The organism is Pseudonocardia sp. McavD-2-B, assembly GCF_024124365.1.
GTDB classification, from domain to species: domain Bacteria; phylum Actinomycetota; class Actinomycetes; order Mycobacteriales; family Pseudonocardiaceae; genus Pseudonocardia; species Pseudonocardia alni.
Window position 1 is genome coordinate 1 of the sequence record NZ_JAMXSG010000126.1, and the last position, 16,071, is coordinate 16,071.

Here is a 16,071-nt window from a genome sequence, read left to right on the forward strand (position 1 = left end):
CGTCCGCCCGTCGGGCCGCCCGCGGCACCGGGACCCGACGAGGCGTCCTGGCTCGCCGACTGGGCCTCCGGTGCCTGGGCCAGGGAGATCCCGCCGCCGGAGACCGCGGCGCGGACCGACCGGAGCGACGTCGAGGAGACCGTCCCGGGCACGCCGCACGTCGTCCCCGCCGCGACCGCCACCGTGACCGTCGACGACGACCGCCGCGACGGCCCGGCGCATCCCGCCCACCGTGTGACCACCGGCGACGACCCGGCCCGCCCCACCGCCGGGCCGGCACACCCGGGGCCCGGATCCGACCGGATCCACGTCGGCACGTCGCCCGCCGGGGCCGAGACGAACGGAGCCGCACCGGCCACGGAGGACGCCCCGGCGGACCCGGCCCACGCCGGACCGGCTCCGGACATCCGGGCCGGACTCGACCGCCCCGCAGGCACCGGACCGGCCGGAACCGGGCCCACCGGCCCCCGGCCCCCGGCCGACGAGGCCGACCCCGTCGACGAGGCCCCCACCCCACCTCCGGGAGTCCCGATCCTGCGCGCCCCGACACCCCTGGCCCCGGCCGACGGGGAGCGCCGCCCCCGGCACCTCCTGCTCACCGACGACGAGCCGGACGAGTGGGACGCCACCGAGCGGGACACCACCGGGTGGGACGGCACCGTGGAGGACCCCACGGAACCGGCCGACGTCGTCGCCCCCGCAACGGAGCCCCCCGCACGGGCGACGGAGCACCCCGCGCCGGGTCCGGCGGAGGACCCCACGACGGGGCCCGCGGACGCACCCGCGCCGAGGCCGCGGCCGCGACCCCGCCCCGCCGGGGGCCTGGCCGACCGGCTCACCCCCACCGAACAGGACCTGCTGCAGCGCCTCCACGAGGAGCTCGCGGCCCGCGAGAACGGCGGCGAGCCGACCCCGCGCAACGGCACCGCCCGCACCGACCGGGGCTGAGCCCGGCCGGGCCCGGCGGCCGGTGCGGGGATCAGCCGACCGCGCGCACGATCCGGTCGATCACCCGCTGCAGGTGCAGCGCCCGTGCGGCGTCCACCGGGAGGTCGGCGCCGGAGCCGATCGCGTCGGCGAGGTCGTCGAGCAGCGCGCCGAAGCAGGCGACCGCGTCGGCCGGGCGACGGTCGAGCACGTACCGGCCGCGGCCGTCCTCCCCGAGCCCGCCGACCAGCGCCACCTCGAAGTCGGTCGGATCCACCGGGACACGCAGCGACAGCACCACCGAGCTGCGGGCGCCGCCGTCGTGGACGAGGCCGATGCGCCACAGGTCGGGCTCGTCGCGGTGGGCGTGGTCGACGTCGACGACCGGTCCCAGCGCCGCGTCGAGCAGGTCCACGACGTGCGGGCCGACGTCGAGCAGCGCCCCGTGCTCGGCCCGCCACGACGACGCCGCGAACGGCCCGCCGAGCAGCGCCCCGGACAGCCAGCGGGCGGTCGCGGTCGTCCCGGGACCGCCGGCGCCGGCCGGGACCGCGTCGAGCCAGGCCCGGATCGCCGGGTCGAACCGCAGGGTCAGCATCGTCGCCGACCGGACGCCCGAGGCCGCGACCGCGGCGGCGGCCCGTTCCGCGGCGGGCAGGTCCGCGGCGAGCGGCTTCTCCAGCACGACGTGCTTCCCGGCGGCCACCACCCGCTCCAGCAGCTCGGCCTGCACGGCGGGCGGAACGGCGAACGCGACGGCGTCGCACGCGTCGAGCAGGTCCTCGACCGAGGCGTGCACCGGACCACCGGAGACCGCGGCGATCCCGGCGGCCGCCTCCGGCCGTCGCGCCCACACCCCGGCCGCCGACCAGCGGGGATGCGCCGCGATGGCGGGGGCGTGCACCTGGCGCGCCCACGGCCCGGCGCCGAGCAGTCCGATACGCATGCGGGCATTCTCACCGCCGACCGGCCCCGATCATGACCTAGGGTCGGCGGCCATGAGCGATGATCCGGCAGCGCAGCCGGTCGAGCCGAGGGCCGCCGCGACCGTACTGCTGGTCCGCGACGAGCCGGGCACCGGTGACCTGCAGGTCTTCCTGCAGCGGCGGGTGGCCGGGATGGCGTTCGCCGGCGGCATGACCGTGTTCCCCGGCGGCGGGGTCTCCGCCGGTGACGAGCCGGACCCCGCCCGGTGGCGCGGACCGGAGCCGGAACGGTTCGGTGCCCGGCTGGCCCAGCCCGCGGACCTGGCCGCCGCGCTGGTGACGGCCGCCGTCCGCGAGACGTTCGAGGAGTGCGGCGTGCTGCTGGCCGCCCCCGCCGGCACCGAGCCCGGCCGGCTGGACGCCGCCGCGACCTGGCGGGACGACCTCGTCGCCCGCCGGATCACGCTGCCGGGGCTGCTCGCGGCGCACGACCTGGAGCTGCGCGCGGACCTGCTGGTCCCGTGGTCCCGCTGGATCACCCCGCCGCGCAACCCGAAGCGCTACGACACCGCGTTCCTCGTCGCCCGCGTGCCGGACGGCCAGGTCGCCGACGACGCCACCACCGAGGCCGTCGAGGCGCGCTGGTGGAGCCCGGCCGAGGCCCTGTCCGGTTACGACGACGGCGACCTCGAGCTGATGCCGCCCACTCTGCGGACCCTGCAGGAGCTGCACCGGCACGACAGTGCGGGCGAGGTGCTGGCCGCCGCCGCGGCGCGCGACATCGAGCCGATCACCCCCGAGGTGCGGCGCGAGGGCAGGGTCGTCACGATCACCCTGCCCGGCGACCCCGACTGGATCTACGAGGAGACGACCCGGTGAGCCACCCGCTCTACGGTGCCCTGCGCGCCGCGCACCCGCTTGCGTCGGTGCTGCTGCAGGACAACCCCGGCCCGATGACCCTGGAGGGCACCAACACCTGGGTCCTCGCGGTGTCGGACGCGTACGACCGGATCGTCGTCGACCCGGGTGAGGACGACGGCACGCACCTGGAGGCGCTGGCCGACGGCCCGCCGGTGGCCGCGGTCGTCCTGACCCACCGCCACCACGACCACGCCGGCGGGATCGGCCGGTTCGTCGAGCTGACCGGGGCACCCGTGTTCGCCGCGGACCCGTCGCTGGCGTCGGGGACCACCCCGCTGGTCGACGGCGCCGTCGTCGCTGGTGGCGGGGTCGAACTGGAGGTGCTGACCACCCCCGGCCACACCTCGGACTCGGTGTCGCTGCTGCTGCGCGGCCCCGGCTCCGACGGCGTCGCGCTGCTCTCCGGCGACACCGTGCTCGGCCGCGGCACCACCGTCATCGCCCACCCCGACGGCACCCTCGGGCCCTACCTGGACTCGCTGCGCCGGATCGCGGAGCTGCCCGCGGGCACCCCGGTCCTCCCCGGGCACGGTCCGGAGCTCCCGGACGCCGCCGACACCGCGCGGCACTACCTCGCCCACCGCGAGCAGCGGCTGGAGCAGGTGCGGGCCGCGCTGGAGCGGCTCGGGCCCGACGCCTCGGCACGCGACGTCGTCGAGATCGTCTACGCCGACGTCGACACCTCGCTGTGGGACGCCGCCGAGCTGTCCGTGCGCGCACAGCTGGATCACCTGCGTGGATGAACGGGACCGCACGGAGCGTTGAACCGACACGACCGACCGGCCTAGGGTCCCCGCATCCCGACGGGGCATCGCCATCCGTCGGCCCCGTTCCGCCCGAAGGAGACCCCGTGCGTCGCACGATCCTGGCCCTGGCCGCCGCGCTGCTGGCCCTCACCACCCTCGTCGGCTGCAGCAGCGGCGGGTCCGACACGCTGCGCGTCGGCACCGAGGGGACCTACAGCCCCTTCAGCTTCCAGGGCCCCGACGGGCAGCTGACCGGCTACGACGTCGAGGTCGCCCGTGCGGTCGGCGCCAAGCTGGGCAAGGAGGTCGAGTTCGTCCAGATCCCGTGGGACTCGATCTTCGCCGCGCTGGAGTCGCAGCGGATCGACCTGGTCGCCAACCAGGTCACCGTCAACGACGAGCGGAAGGCGAGGTACGACCTCTCGACCCCCTACACCGTGTCCGAGGGCGTGATCGTCACCCGCGCCGACGACACCGCGATCCGGACCCTCGCCGACCTGCGGGGCCGCACCACCGCGCAGTCCGCGACCAGCAACTGGGCCGAGGTCGCCCGCGGCGCCGGCGCGAACGTCGAGGCGGTGGAGGGCTTCGTGCAGGCCGTCCAGCTCGTCAAGGACGGCCGGGTCGACGCCACCGTCAACGACAACCTCGCCGTCGGGGAGTACGAGAAGTCGACCGGGGACACGGGCATCAAGGTCGCCGGCACCACCGGGGACACCAGCGAGCAGGCCTTCGCCGCCCGCAAGGACAGCGGCCTGATGCCCGACGTGGACCGGGCGCTGGCCGAGCTGCGGGCCGACGGCACGCTGACGCAGCTGTCCGAGAAGTACTTCGGCAGCGACGTCAGCGGGAAGTAGATGGATCCCGCCACCTGGGAGCTGATCGCCCGCAACCTGTGGCCGATGCTGAGGGCGACGGTCACGATGACCATCCCGCTGACGGCGATCAGCTTCGTCATCGGGCTGGTCCTGGCCCTGTTGCTGGCGCTGGCCCGGATCTCCTCGATCAGACCGCTGTCCTGGCTGGCCCGCGCCTACATCTCGGTGGTGCGCGGCACGCCGCTGCTGGTCCAGCTGTTCATCGTGTTCTACGCGCTCCCGCAGCTCGGGCTGGTGATCGACCCGTTCCCGTCCGCGGTGATCGCGTTCAGCCTCAACGTCGGCGGCTACGCGGCCGAGGTCATCCGGGCGGCGATCCTGTCCATCCCGAAGGGACAGTGGGAGGCCGCGCAGACCATCGGCATGGGGTACCCGACGACGCTGCGACGCGTGATCCTCCCCCAGGCCGCGCGCACCGCCGTCCCACCGCTGTCGAACACGCTGATCTCGCTGGTCAAGGACACCTCGCTGGCCTCGACCATCCTGGTGACCGAGCTGCTGCGGGTCGCCCAGCTGGCCGCGGCGCCGACGTTCGACTTCTTCGCCCTCTACGGCGTGGCCGCGGTGTACTACTGGATCGTCTGCCTGATCCTCTCGTCCGTGCAGGTACGGGTGGAGACGCGGCTGGAGAGGTACGTGGCGCGATGAGCGACCTGCTGACCGTCCGGGGCCTGCGGAAGTCCTTCGGGACGCTGGAGGTCCTGCGCGACATCGGGTTCGATGTCCCGGCCGGGACCGTCACCGCGGTGATCGGGCCGTCCGGGTCGGGTAAGACGACGGTGCTGCGTGCCCTGAACGCGCTGGACCGGGCCGACGCCGGGGTGATCACCATCGGCGACCTGGCCGTCGACTTCGGCGCCCCCGTCGACCGGTCCACGCTGGCCCGGTTCCGGTCCCGGACCGCGATGGTGTTCCAGTCGCACAACCTGTTCCCGCACCGCACCGTCCTGGAGAACGTCATCGAGGGCCCGGTGATCGTGCAGCGGCGCCCCCGGGCCGACGCGACCGCCGACGCCCGGCGGCTGCTGGACCAGGTGGGGCTGGCCGAGAAGGCCGACCAGTACCCGTACCAGCTCTCCGGCGGCCAGCAGCAGCGCGTCGGGATCGCCCGCGCGCTGGCCCTCGACCCGCAGCTGATGCTGTTCGACGAGCCCACCTCGGCGCTGGACCCCGAGCTCGTCGGCGACGTCCTGCGGGTCATCAAGGACCTGGCGACGGCGGGCCGGACGATGGTCATCGTCACCCACGAGATCCGCTTCGCCCAGCAGGTCGCCGACCAGGTCCTCTTCGTCGACGGCGGGGTGGTGGCCGAGTCCGGTCCGCCGTCGCGGGTGCTGGTCGAGCCGGAACGACCCCGCACCCGGCAGTTCCTGAAGCGGATCCTCGACCCGATCTAGACCCCGGGCGGGGCGCCGTCGGAGTCGCCGTGGGCGTCGACCCACTCCTCACGGAACCGGCGCAGGAACTCCTCCAGGGCCGCGTGCCGCCGCTCGCCCATCTCGCGGCCGGCGGCGGTGCGCAGCTCGCCGCGCAGCCGCAGCAGCTTCTCGTGGAAGTGGGCGACGACCGAGCCGGTCGGCCCGGACCGGTAGCCACCGGTCGCGACGCCCGCGTCCGGGTCCCACAGGGGCTCGCCGATCGCGCCGCCGTAGGCGAACGCGCGGGCGATGCCGGTGGCGCCCATCGCGTCGAGCATGTCGGCGTCGTGCAGGCAGGCCGCGATCCGGTCCGCCGTGGGCGCCGACACCGCCGCGGAGAACGAGTACCGGCCGGTGGCCTCGACGGCGTCGAGCACCGGGTCCCACAGCTGCTCGGCGACCCCGCCGCGACGCAGCGCGTCCCGGGCGTCGTCGCGGACCTCCGCGGGGGCGACGACGCGGCCGAGCCGGGCCTCGGCGGCCCGGTGGTGGTCGTGCACATAGGCGGCGACGGCGGCGACGAACCCGTCCAGGCCCTCCCGCACCGCGAGCCGGGCCGACAGCCCGGCGACCCGGTCGAGGTGCCCGAGATCGTGCGCGACGTCCGCGCCGGCCATGTCACCGGCGACGACGTCGCGCAGCCGCCGCAGCTCCCCGGCGCCGCTCACGCCCGGCTCCCGGCCGCGACGACGCGGGGCTCGGTGTCGGCGACCGAGCCGCGGCGCAGCCACAGCAGCCCCGCGACGAGCAGCCCCAGGGCGCCGCCCGTCGCGTAACCGCCCGGCCCGACGAGGTCGATCATGACGCCGGACAGGGCCTGCCCGACCGAGACCCCGAGCACCGCGGCCATCACCATCCAGTTGAACGCCTCGGTCGCCGACCCCGCCGGAGCGGTCTGCTCGACGCCGAGGGAGTGCGCGGTGACCTGCGGGGTGATCAGCGCGCCGGCGACCATCATCACCACGGCCAGCAGCACCAGCGAGCCGAGCGGGGAGACGAGCCCCATCGCCGTCACCAGGACGGCGAAGCCGGCGAGCAGGACCGGCAGCCGCAGATGCAACGGCCGCGGCCAGGGCCGCATCCCGTAGAGCACCCCGGTCAGCACCGAGACCACCGACCAGAGCGAGAGCAGGACCCCGCCGGCGGCGGGCGAGCCGGCGAACGCGGTCGCGGCGATCACGCCGACCTCGGCGGTCCCCGCCACCAGCCCGAACCCGAGCGACGCCAGCGCCACCGTCCGCAGCCCGGGGCGCCGGAACACCCCGAGCAGCCCGGCCTCGACCGGCAGCGACCCGTCGGCGCGCTCGGCGCGGATGCGGGCCGAGCGGCGTCGTACGGCGGCGGTCAGCGCGAACCAGGTGGTACCGACGATCTCCGCGGTCGCCGCGACGACGAGCGCGGTGCCCGGCCACGGCGTCGCCACCACCAGCACCGCGGCCAGCGCGGGACCCATGATGAAGAAGATCTCGAGGCTGATCGCCTCGTAGGTGTAGGCGGCCTCGCGGCGCCGCCCGGGCGGGGTCAGGTCCGACCACAGCGCCCGCGACGACCCCTCGAACGCCGGCGTCGCGAGCCCGGTGACGACCGCGACCGCGACGGTGAGCGGCAGCGCCGCCCGGTACTCGATGCTCAGCACCAGCCCGGTGACGCACAGCAGGTAGACCGCGACGAGCACCAGCATCGGCCGGGTCGGGCCCAGCCGGTCCAGCACCCGCCCCTGCACGACCGTGCCGACCGCGGTCCCGATCAGCAGCGCCGCCGAGACCGCTCCGGCGACGGCGTAGGAGCCGTGGACCTCACGGACGTAGAGCAGCGTGGCGAGACTGTGCATCGCGATCGGGAACCGACCGAGGACGGAGGCACAGACCGGCGCGGCCGCCCCGGGGGTGCCCAGGGCGGCGCGGTAGTCGGAGAGAGCGGCGGGCACGCCCCAGCATCACACGATCTGGGACGCCCGTACCAGAGAATTCAGCGCGCGCGCCGCGCGAGCCGCTCCGGCTCCAGGATCAGCACGCTCTTGCCCTCGAGACGCAGCCAGCCACGGTGCGCGAAGTCGGCGAGCGCCTTGTTCACGGTCTCGCGGGAGGCGCCGACGAGCTGGGCGATCTCCTCCTGCGTGAGGTCGTGGGTGACCCGCAGCAGCCCCGACTCCTGGGAGCCGAACTGGCGCGCGAGCTGCAGGAGCGACTTCGCCACACGGCCCGGCACGTCGGTGAAGATCAGGTCGGCGAGCATGTTGTTGGTGCGGCGCAGGCGACGGGCCAGCACGCGCAGCAGCTGCTCGGCGATCTCCGGACGCTTGCCGATCCACTCCCGCAGCGCGCTGCGGTCCATGGTGTAGCAGCGCACCTCGGTGACCGCGGTCGCCGACGACGTGCGTGGGCCCGGGTCGAAGATCGACAGCTCGCCGAACATGTCCGACGGGCCGGCCACCATGAGCAGGTTCTCCCGGCCGTCGGGGGACTTCCGGCCGAGCTTCACCTTCCCGCCCGACACGATGTAGAGGCGGTCACCGGGCTCACCTTCGGAGAAGATGACCTGCCCGCGGGAGAACTCGGCAGTCTCCAGAGCTTCGGCCAGCGCCTCGGCGGCCTGGGGCTCCACACCTTGGAAGATCCCTGCCCGGATCAGTACCTCGTCCACTGCAATGCTCCTCGTTCACCGGCCGTGTCGTCACGGCGGGTCGTCGGCGCGTCAGTGTAGAGGTCTTCGCCACACACGTGCGCACCACTGGCCCGATCGGATTGACATCCGATCGGGTCCGATTCGTCGCGGGGCGCTGTCACGCACCCGTACGCGATCTTGTCAGGCCGACGGGACCTGGCTCCGACGAGCCCCCCGGCGGCGCCGGTTACGCAGCCGGAACAGCTCCAGCGCGCGGCCCGTGCCGGACCGGAACAGGGCACGGACCTCGTCCGGACGCGGCTGTTCGAGCATCTCGTCCAGCTCGTCCTGGCGCACGGTGGACTCCCGCATGCGGGACTCCACGCGCTCCATACCGAGCGCGAAGAACATCACGAGCAGCGGGACGAGAACGCTCAACCAGGCAGTCATGGCAACTCCGATCCTCTCGTACGGGTTCGCAGCCCGGCCGGTCGGGGGTGGCCGCGTCGACGTCTTCGTGACGCGACCGTGACCTCGTAGCCCGTTCGGCGCACACCCGGCCGGGTGCGCGCACCGCTCGTCGGACGCGTCGCCGCGCCGGCCGGTCGAACACCACCCGGCGGGGACCGGACCGCGCCCGGCGGCGAGCGGTGCAACGGCGCGACACCGTGACACGACTGTCGGTGCCCACCCGTACGCTCGGTCACGTGAGCACCTCCGCCGGACGGCCGTCGCGGGCGTCGCGGCCCACCCCCCGCGCCGCCGCCGGTCTGGCCGCGCGCGTCGCGGCCGGGGAGAGCCCGATCGGGCGAGCGCGCCGGGTCAACCGCATCCTCCGGTCGCTGGCGGAGGCCTATCCGCACGCGCACTGCGAGCTGGACTTCACCACCCCGCTGGACCTCGCCGTCGCGACGATCCTGTCCGCGCAGTGCACCGACGAGCGGGTCAACCAGGTCACCCCCGCGCTGTTCGCCCGGTACCCCACCGCCGCGGACTACGCGGGCGCCGACCGGACGGAGCTCGAGGAACTGATCCGCTCCACCGGCTTCTACCGGAACAAGGCGACGTCGCTGACCGGGCTGGGCGCCGCCGTCGTCGAGCGGCACGGCGGGGAGCTGCCGTCGACGCTGGACGAGCTGGTGAAGCTGCCCGGCATCGGGCGCAAGACCGCGAACGTCATCCTCGGCAACGCGTTCGGGGTCCCCGGGATCACCGTCGACACCCACTTCGGACGCCTGGTCCGCCGCTGGGGCTGGACGACCGAGGAGGACCCGGTCAAGGTCGAGCACGCGATCGGCGAGCTCGTCCCGCGGCGGGACTGGACGATCGTGTCCCACCACGTGATCTTCCACGGCCGCCGGGTCTGCCATGCGCGCAAGCCGGCCTGCGGCGCCTGCACGCTCGCGGCGGACTGTCCCGCCTTCGGGCTCGGCCCCACCGACCCGGGCGAGGCCGCGGCGCTGGTCAAGGGCCCGGAGCGGGACCACCTGCTCGCACTCGCGGGGATCGCGGGGCCGCCCGGGGACGGCCGGTGACCCGGACAGGCGCCTCCCGCTCCGAGATCGTCTCGACCGTGGTCGTCGTCGTCCTGGTCGCGATCGCGGTCTGGGCGCTGTGGCCCTCGGGCCCCGCCCCCGGCGGGAGCGGCGGCGCCGGTCCCGCGGCGAGCGCCGCCCCGGCCGACCGGCCCGAGACCGACCTCGCCGCCGCGGACCCGCAGGCACTGGCCGCCGCGCGGGCCTCGGCCCGGCTGGCACCGTGCCCCGCCCCGTCCGGCCGCACCCCGGCCGGTCCGCTCGCCGGGATCACCGTGCCGTGCCTGGGCGCCGACGGCAGTACCGACCTGGGCGCGGCTCTGACCGGGCGTCCGACGCTGGTCAACTTCTGGGCGTCGTGGTGCGTGCCGTGCCGCGACGAACTGCCCGCGCTGCAGGCCTACGCACAGCGCCCCGGCGCACTGCCGGTGCTCACCGTCGACGTGCAGGACGACCCGGTGGCCGCGCTGGCCCTGTCCGCGCAGCTGGGGGTCACCCTGCCGGCCGTGACCGACCCGCAGCGGGCCGTGCGCCGCGCGCTGGACACCCCGCCGCTGCTCCCGGTCAGCTACGTGACTCGCGCGGACGGCGGCGTCGCGATGGTGGACCCGCCCATCCCGTTCCGCACCGCCGACGACGTCGCGGCCGCCGTGGAGCGGTTCCGGTGACCGCGCAGGCGGGCGTGCCGCAGGTGCCCGACCCCGACCCCGCGGCGGCGCCGGCGTCGCTGCGCCCGCTCGTCGACGGGGCGCTGGGCCTGGACCCGGCCTGGTTCGGCTGGCGACGGCTGCAGCCCGACAACGGCGAGCCGCGCCGGGCGTCGGTGCTGATGCTGTTCACCGACGGGGAGTCGGGCGGGCCGGACGTGCTGCTCACCGAGCGCGCGGCGACGCTGCGCTCGCACGCCGGGCAGGTCGCCTTCCCCGGTGGGCGGCTCGACCCGACCGACACCGGCCCGGTGCACGCCGCGCTGCGGGAGGCCCGGGAGGAGACCGGACTGGACCCGTCCGGGGTGGTACCGCTGGCCCTCCTGCCGGACCTGTTCATCCCGCCCACCGGGTTCCTGGTGACCCCGGTGCTGGCGCACTGGGCGTCGCCGTCTCCGGTACGGGTGGTCGACACCGCCGAGGTCGCCCGGGTCGTCCGGGTCCCGGTGGAGGTCCTGACCGACCCGGCGAACCGGTTCACCGTGCGCGGCCCCAGTGGCCACACCGGCCCCGCCTTCGACGCCGCGGGCCTGATGGTCTGGGGTTTCACCGCGGGCCTGCTGTCCGCACTGCTGCAGCGTTCCGGCTGGGAGCGTCCCTGGGACGCCGGCCGGGTCCTCGATCTCGACGACGCCTGGGCCCGCGCCCGGCGGAACGAACCGGAAGGAGGCCGGGTGGACGACCACGGCGTGGTGGACCGGTGAGCATCAGCTGGGTCGACGTCGTCGTCGTGATCCTCGCCCTGCTGGCCGCGGCGTCCGGCTGGCGGCACGGGGTCGCGGTGGCGCTGCTGTCGTTCGCCGGCGTACTGACCGGCGCGGTGCTCGGGCTGCGGCTCGCCCCGTTGCTGGCCGGGCAGGTGGAGTCCCAGCAGGGGAAGGTGCTGCTCGGGATCGGCGTGGTGGTGCTGCTCGTCGCGCTCGGTGAGGCGACGGGCGTCTACCTCGGACGGTTCATCCGCGACCGGATCCGCGGCGAGGGCACCCTCAGGGTCGACTCGACGCTGGGTGCCGGCGTGCAGGCGGTCGCGGTGGTGGTGGCGGCCTGGCTGATCGCGCTGCCGCTGTCCTCGACGAGCTTCTCCACCCTGACCAGCGGCCTGCGCGACTCGCGGGTGCTCGCCGGCGTGGACGACGTGATGCCGGACGCCGCGCGCAAGCTCCCGGCCGAGCTGCGCCAGCTCCTCGACGACTCCGGCTTCCCCGACGTCGTCAGCCCGTTCTCGCGGACGCCGGTCGCCGCGGTCGGCCCGCCGGACTCCGCGCTCGCGCAGTCCCCGGTGGTCACCGAGGTCCGCGACCGGGTGCTGAAGGTCCGCGGGCGCGCCCCGTCCTGCCGTCGCGCCCTGGAGGGGACCGGGTTCGTCGTCGCCCCGCAGCGGGTGATGACCAACGCCCACGTCGTCGCCGGGACGTCGAGCACCACCGTCGAGGTGACGACGTCCAGCGGCCGGGCCCGCCAGCTCGACGCCCAGGTCGTCCACTACGACCCCGAGGTCGACGTGGCCGTGCTCGACGTGCCCGACCTCGAGGAGCAGCCGCTGCAGTTCAGCCCGGACCCGGCCCGCGTCGGCGACGACGTGATCATCCTGGGCTACCCGCTGGACGGCCCGTACACGGTCACCCCGGGCAAGATCCGCGAGCGGATCCGGCTGCGCGGCCCGGACATCTACGAGCAGGGCAGCGTGCTGCGCGACGTCTACACCGTCCGCGCGGTGGTGCGCTCCGGCAACTCCGGCGGCCCGATGATCACCCCCGACGGGCGGGTGGTCGGCGTCGTGTTCGGCGCCGCGCTGGACGACACCGAGACCGGTTTCGTGCTGACGGCCGAGCAGGTCGGGCAGGCGCTGAACGTGGCCGCGAGCGGCGCGTCGTCCCCCGCCGACACCGGGAACTGCGCCTCCTGACCCACCGCACTCCGTCCCACGATCCGGGAACGAATGGCCGGATCGTGGGACAGATGCTTAGCGTGGGTACATGACCTCCGTCGACGTGACCCGTACCCGCCGTCGCTGGCTGGTGCTGGCCGTCGGGGTGTTCGCCCAGACCGCGGCCTGCTCGTTCGTCTACGGGCTGCCGTTCGTGGTGCCGCTGCTGCGTGACACGGAGGGACTGTCGCTGGCCCAGGTCGGCGCCTACGTCGGCGCACCGACGGTCGGTCTGCTGTGCACGCTGGTGCTGTGGGGCGCCGCCGCCGACCGGTCCGGCGAACGCGGGGTGATGACGGTCGGGCTCGCGCTGTGCGCGGCGGCCGTCGCGGGTGCGGCGCTGCTGCCGATCGGGCCCGGACCGCTGCTGCTGGTGCTGCTCGGCCTGGGCGGCGCGGGCGCGGCGTCGGTGTTCGCCGCCAGCGGCCGGATGGTGATGGGCTGGTTCGCCGCGCACGAGCGCGGCACCGCGATGGGGATCCGGCAGACGTCCCAGCCGCTGGGCGTCGCCGTGGCCGGGCTGACGCTGCCGACCCTGGCCGCAGCCGTCGGGCCGTTCCGGGCGCTGCTGCTGCCCGCGGTGCTGTGCGTCGTCGCGTCGGTGCTGGTCGCGACGCTGGCGCCGGACCCGCCCCGGGCGCCGCGGCCCGCGGGGGCCGAGCCGGAGCGCTCCCCCTACGGGACGTCGGTCCTGTGGCGGGTGCACGGCGCGAGTGCACTGCTGGTGGTCTCGCAGTTCGCGGTGGCGTCGTTCGCGACCGAGTACCTGGTCCGCGAGCAGAAGTGGCACGTGGCGGCGGCGGGCGCGTTCGTCGCCGGTGGGCAGATCGCCGGGGCGGTCGGCCGGATCGCGACCGGGGTCTGGTCGGACCGGGTCGGGTCCCGGCTGCGCCCGATGCGCCAGGTCGCGGCCGCCGCGGCCGCGGTGCTGCTGCTGTTCGCGCTCGGCGACGCCGTCGCCGGATGGCTGGCAGTGACGATGCTCGCCGTCGGGGCGGTGGTGACGGTCGCCCCGAACGGGCTGGCGTTCACCAGCACCGCCGAGATCGCCGGACCCGCCTGGTCGGGGCGCGCGCTGGGAGTGCAGAACACCGGCCAGAACGCCGTCGCATCAGTGGTCCCGGCCGCGCTCGGCGCCCTGGTCGGCGCGACCGGCTACGCGGCGGCGTTCGCGATCGCCGCCGCGGCACCGTTGGCCGCGATCCTGGTGACACCGGTCCGCGACGAGCGCCGACGGTCGTCGTGACGCCGCCGGCGCAGCCGGTCAGCGGGTGATCGTCTGGTCCCGCCCGGGGCCGACGCCGATCGCGGACACCGGCGCGCCGGTGAGCTCCTCGATCCGCTGCACGTAGGCCTGCGCGGCGGGGGGCAGGTCCTCCCAGGTGCGGGCACCGGAGAGGTCCTCGACCCAGCCGGGCATCTCCTCGTAGACCGGGACGGCGTGGTGGAAGCCGGTCTGGGTCATCGGCATCTCGTCGACGCGGTGGCCGTCGACCTCGTAGCCGACACAGATCGGCACCGACTCCAGCCCGGACAGCACGTCCAGCTTGGTCAGGAAGACGTCGGTGATGCCGTTGACGCGGACCGCGTACCGGCCGATGACGGCGTCGAACCAGCCGCAGCGCCGCGCACGGCCGGTGTTGACGCCGACCTCACCGCCGGTCTTGCGCAGCCATTCGCCCATCTCGTCGAGGAGCTCGGTCGGGAACGGGCCGGACCCGACGCGGGTCGTGTAGGCCTTCAGGATCCCGATCACGCGGGTGATCTTGTTCGGGCCGATGCCGGAACCGACCGACGCGCCGCCCGCGGTCGGGTTCGAGCTGGTCACGAAGGGGTAGGTGCCGTGGTCGACGTCGAGCAGGGTGCCCTGCGAGCCCTCCAGCAGCAGCGTCTCACCGCGCTCCAGGGCCTGGTTCAGCAGCAGCCGGGTGTCGACGATCTTGTCGGCGAACTCCTTCGACTGCTCCAGGACGGTGTCCACGACCTCGTTGAAGTCCAGCGCGCGCCGGTTGTAGACCTTGACCAGGATCTGGTTCTTCAGCTCGAGGGCGGCCTCCACCTTCTGGTGCAGGATCTTCTCGTCGAGCAGGTCCGCGGCGCGGACGCCGACCCGGGCCACCTTGTCCTGGTAGGCGGGACCGATGCCGCGGCCGGTCGTGCCGATCTTGGCCTTGCCCAGGTAGCGCTCGGTGACCCGGTCGATCGCTACGTGGTACGGCATGATCAGGTGCGAGTCGGCCGAGATCAGCAGGCCGGAGGTGTCGACGCCGCGCCGCTCCAGCCCGGCCTTCTCCTCGATCAGCGCCTCGGGGTTCACGACGACCCCGTTGCCGATGACGTTCTTCACGCCCGGGGACAGGATCCCGGACGGGATGAGCTTCAGCGCGAAGTCGCGGCCGTCCGGCGTGACGACGGTGTGCCCGGCGTTGTTGCCGCCCTGGTAGCGGACGACCCAGCCGAACTGCCCGCCCAGCAGGTCGGTCGCCTTGCCCTTGCCCTCGTCGCCCCACTGGGCGCCGATCAACACGATTGCGGGCATGTAAGAGACTCCAGTTCACACACGCTCGTCACGGTCGCGGGACCGGGCGTGATTTCCGGTTTCCGCGGCGAGGAGGGTACTCGATCAGTGGTTCCGACCGATCCCGAAGCGGTTCTCCTCGACTGCCTGCCGCAGCGTCGTCACCGGCTTCCCTTCCACGGTATCCGGCCCGGCGCGCGACGTGAACGCCCACCGTCGTCGCTGGTGTCCGATCCCGCGGTGCGTTCGGTCACCGTGGGCCCGCGCCCCGGGAAGGCGGAGGTCGACGTCCTGCTCCCGGTGCCGCGGCTGATCGTCCACGGTGACGACGCGGACCTCGCCGCCGTGCTCCTCCGGCTGCTCCGGCGCGACGCGCTCGCGACCGAGGTCGCCTACCTGCCGGTGTCCCGGCGGTCGCGGGCCGCCGCGAACTGGGGCCTCCCGCCCCGGTTCGACGACGCCGTCGCCCTCGCCCGGTCCGGCACCGCACGCGAGATGCCGCTGGTGCGCGACGACAACGGCGGCGTCCTCGCCGGCCGCGGGGAGATCCCCGACCTCTACGGCGAGGCCTACTGCGACGCGACGCGCGTGCTGCACGGCCGCGTGAAGCTGCTCGTCGTCGACGCGGGGCCCGAGGGCGTGCACGTGCCGGCGGGCCGCGGGGTGACCGGCACGACCGGGCGGGCGATCCAGATCGGGACGACGGGTGCGACGCCCGTCCGCGACGGCGTCGCGCACCCGCGGGAGATCAAGCGGTGGGCCTGGTACCGGCACACCGAGCCGTGGCGGCCGGTGCTGCCGGGCTGATCAACGCCCGGGGTCCTCGGGGGCGAGCACCGCGTCGGTCGCGGTGATCCCGACGTCGAACACCTCGTCGGTGGGGACGACGTAGCGGTTGCGGTGGTCCCGGGTCTCGCCGCGACCGCCCGGGACGCCGCCGGCCATCGGGCCGTAGCCGGCCCCG

Annotated in this window: 17 protein-coding genes and 1 pseudogene; 12 read left to right on the top strand and 6 right to left on the bottom strand. The window is 74.9% G+C overall.

Annotated features, from left to right (window positions below; all coding sequences use genetic code 11):
• Positions 1-948: pseudogene (locus NH602_RS17195) on the top strand (hypothetical protein); the annotation flags it as partial.
• A gap of 31 nt (positions 949-979) precedes the next feature.
• Here the strand turns inward: NH602_RS17195 and NH602_RS17200 are convergent.
• Positions 980-1,873 carry a Gfo/Idh/MocA family protein gene (locus NH602_RS17200; RefSeq protein WP_179761552.1) on the bottom strand — a complete coding sequence of 298 codons (894 nt, stop codon included), beginning with the start codon at positions 1,871-1,873 and terminating at the stop codon, positions 980-982.
• 52 nt (positions 1,874-1,925) lie between these two features.
• On the opposite strand from NH602_RS17200, the gene NH602_RS17205 reads away from it, so the two are divergent.
• The 5 genes from NH602_RS17205 (at position 1,926) to NH602_RS17225 (ending at position 5,795) form a co-directional block, all read left to right on the top strand.
• Positions 1,926-2,732 carry a hypothetical protein gene (locus NH602_RS17205; protein WP_083658696.1) on the top strand — a complete coding sequence of 269 codons (807 nt, stop codon included), beginning with the start codon at positions 1,926-1,928 and terminating at the stop codon, positions 2,730-2,732.
• Positions 2,729-3,517, top strand: a complete 789-nt coding sequence (locus NH602_RS17210; RefSeq protein ID WP_073576027.1) for an MBL fold metallo-hydrolase — start codon at positions 2,729-2,731, stop codon at positions 3,515-3,517. Before NH602_RS17205 ends, NH602_RS17210 begins: the two co-directional genes overlap by 4 nt.
• A 107-nt stretch (positions 3,518-3,624) precedes the next feature.
• On the top strand, positions 3,625-4,377 hold the full coding sequence (locus tag NH602_RS17215) for an amino acid ABC transporter substrate-binding protein (RefSeq protein ID WP_073576028.1): 753 nt from the start codon (positions 3,625-3,627) through the stop codon (positions 4,375-4,377).
• On the top strand, positions 4,378-5,046 hold the full coding sequence (locus NH602_RS17220; RefSeq protein ID WP_253068334.1) for an amino acid ABC transporter permease: 669 nt from the start codon (positions 4,378-4,380) through the stop codon (positions 5,044-5,046).
• Positions 5,043-5,795, top strand: a complete 753-nt coding sequence (locus NH602_RS17225) for an amino acid ABC transporter ATP-binding protein (protein ID WP_073576029.1) — start codon at positions 5,043-5,045, stop codon at positions 5,793-5,795. Before NH602_RS17220 ends, NH602_RS17225 begins: the two co-directional genes overlap by 4 nt.
• Here the strand turns inward: NH602_RS17225 and NH602_RS17230 are convergent.
• From NH602_RS17230 to NH602_RS17245, 4 genes are all read right to left on the bottom strand, one after another.
• Positions 5,792-6,484 (bottom strand): HD domain-containing protein, encoded by a 693-nt coding sequence (locus tag NH602_RS17230; protein ID WP_179761550.1) that lies wholly within the window; start codon positions 6,482-6,484, stop codon positions 5,792-5,794. The genes NH602_RS17225 and NH602_RS17230 overlap by 4 nt on opposite strands.
• Positions 6,481-7,743 (bottom strand): MFS transporter, encoded by a 1,263-nt coding sequence (locus NH602_RS17235; RefSeq protein ID WP_253068335.1) that lies wholly within the window; start codon positions 7,741-7,743, stop codon positions 6,481-6,483. Before NH602_RS17235 ends, NH602_RS17230 begins: the two co-directional genes overlap by 4 nt.
• Before the next feature lie 41 nt (positions 7,744-7,784).
• Entirely contained in the window at positions 7,785-8,459 is a 675-nt protein-coding gene (locus tag NH602_RS17240) for a Crp/Fnr family transcriptional regulator (RefSeq protein WP_020628211.1), read from the bottom strand.
• A 162-nt stretch (positions 8,460-8,621) separates the two neighbouring features.
• Complete coding sequence (locus NH602_RS17245) at positions 8,622-8,870, bottom strand: hypothetical protein (RefSeq protein WP_043282623.1); 249 nt, start codon at positions 8,868-8,870, stop codon at positions 8,622-8,624.
• Positions 8,871-9,223: 353 nt separating this feature from the next.
• On the opposite strand from NH602_RS17245, the gene nth reads away from it, so the two are divergent.
• From nth to NH602_RS17270, 5 genes are all read left to right on the top strand, one after another.
• Complete coding sequence (gene nth / locus NH602_RS17250; protein WP_304580140.1) at positions 9,224-9,955, top strand: endonuclease III; 732 nt, start codon at positions 9,224-9,226, stop codon at positions 9,953-9,955.
• The gene (locus NH602_RS17255) at positions 9,952-10,623 is read left to right on the top strand and encodes a TlpA disulfide reductase family protein (protein WP_253068336.1); all 672 of its coding nucleotides are present in this window, start codon (positions 9,952-9,954) and stop codon (positions 10,621-10,623) included. Before nth ends, NH602_RS17255 begins: the two co-directional genes overlap by 4 nt.
• Complete coding sequence (locus NH602_RS17260) at positions 10,620-11,366, top strand: CoA pyrophosphatase (protein WP_167379074.1); 747 nt, start codon at positions 10,620-10,622, stop codon at positions 11,364-11,366. Before NH602_RS17255 ends, NH602_RS17260 begins: the two co-directional genes overlap by 4 nt.
• 2 nt (positions 11,367-11,368) lie before the next feature.
• Positions 11,369-12,568, top strand: coding sequence for a MarP family serine protease (locus NH602_RS17265; protein ID WP_073576140.1), 1,200 nt, complete (start codon positions 11,369-11,371; stop codon positions 12,566-12,568).
• Between the two features lie 70 nt (positions 12,569-12,638).
• A complete protein-coding gene (locus tag NH602_RS17270) occupies positions 12,639-13,835 on the top strand; it encodes an MFS transporter (RefSeq protein ID WP_253068337.1) in 1,197 nt (398 codons plus the stop codon).
• Positions 13,836-13,853: 18 nt separating this feature from the next.
• Here the strand turns inward: NH602_RS17270 and NH602_RS17275 are convergent, their stop codons facing one another.
• Complete coding sequence (locus tag NH602_RS17275) at positions 13,854-15,128, bottom strand: adenylosuccinate synthase (RefSeq protein WP_100879026.1); 1,275 nt, start codon at positions 15,126-15,128, stop codon at positions 13,854-13,856.
• Between the two features lie 204 nt (positions 15,129-15,332).
• Here NH602_RS17275 and NH602_RS17280 point away from each other — a divergent pair, with 204 nt between their 5' ends.
• A complete protein-coding gene (locus tag NH602_RS17280; protein ID WP_253068338.1) occupies positions 15,333-15,914 on the top strand; it encodes a hypothetical protein in 582 nt (193 codons plus the stop codon).
• Positions 15,915-16,071 lie beyond the last annotated feature (157 nt).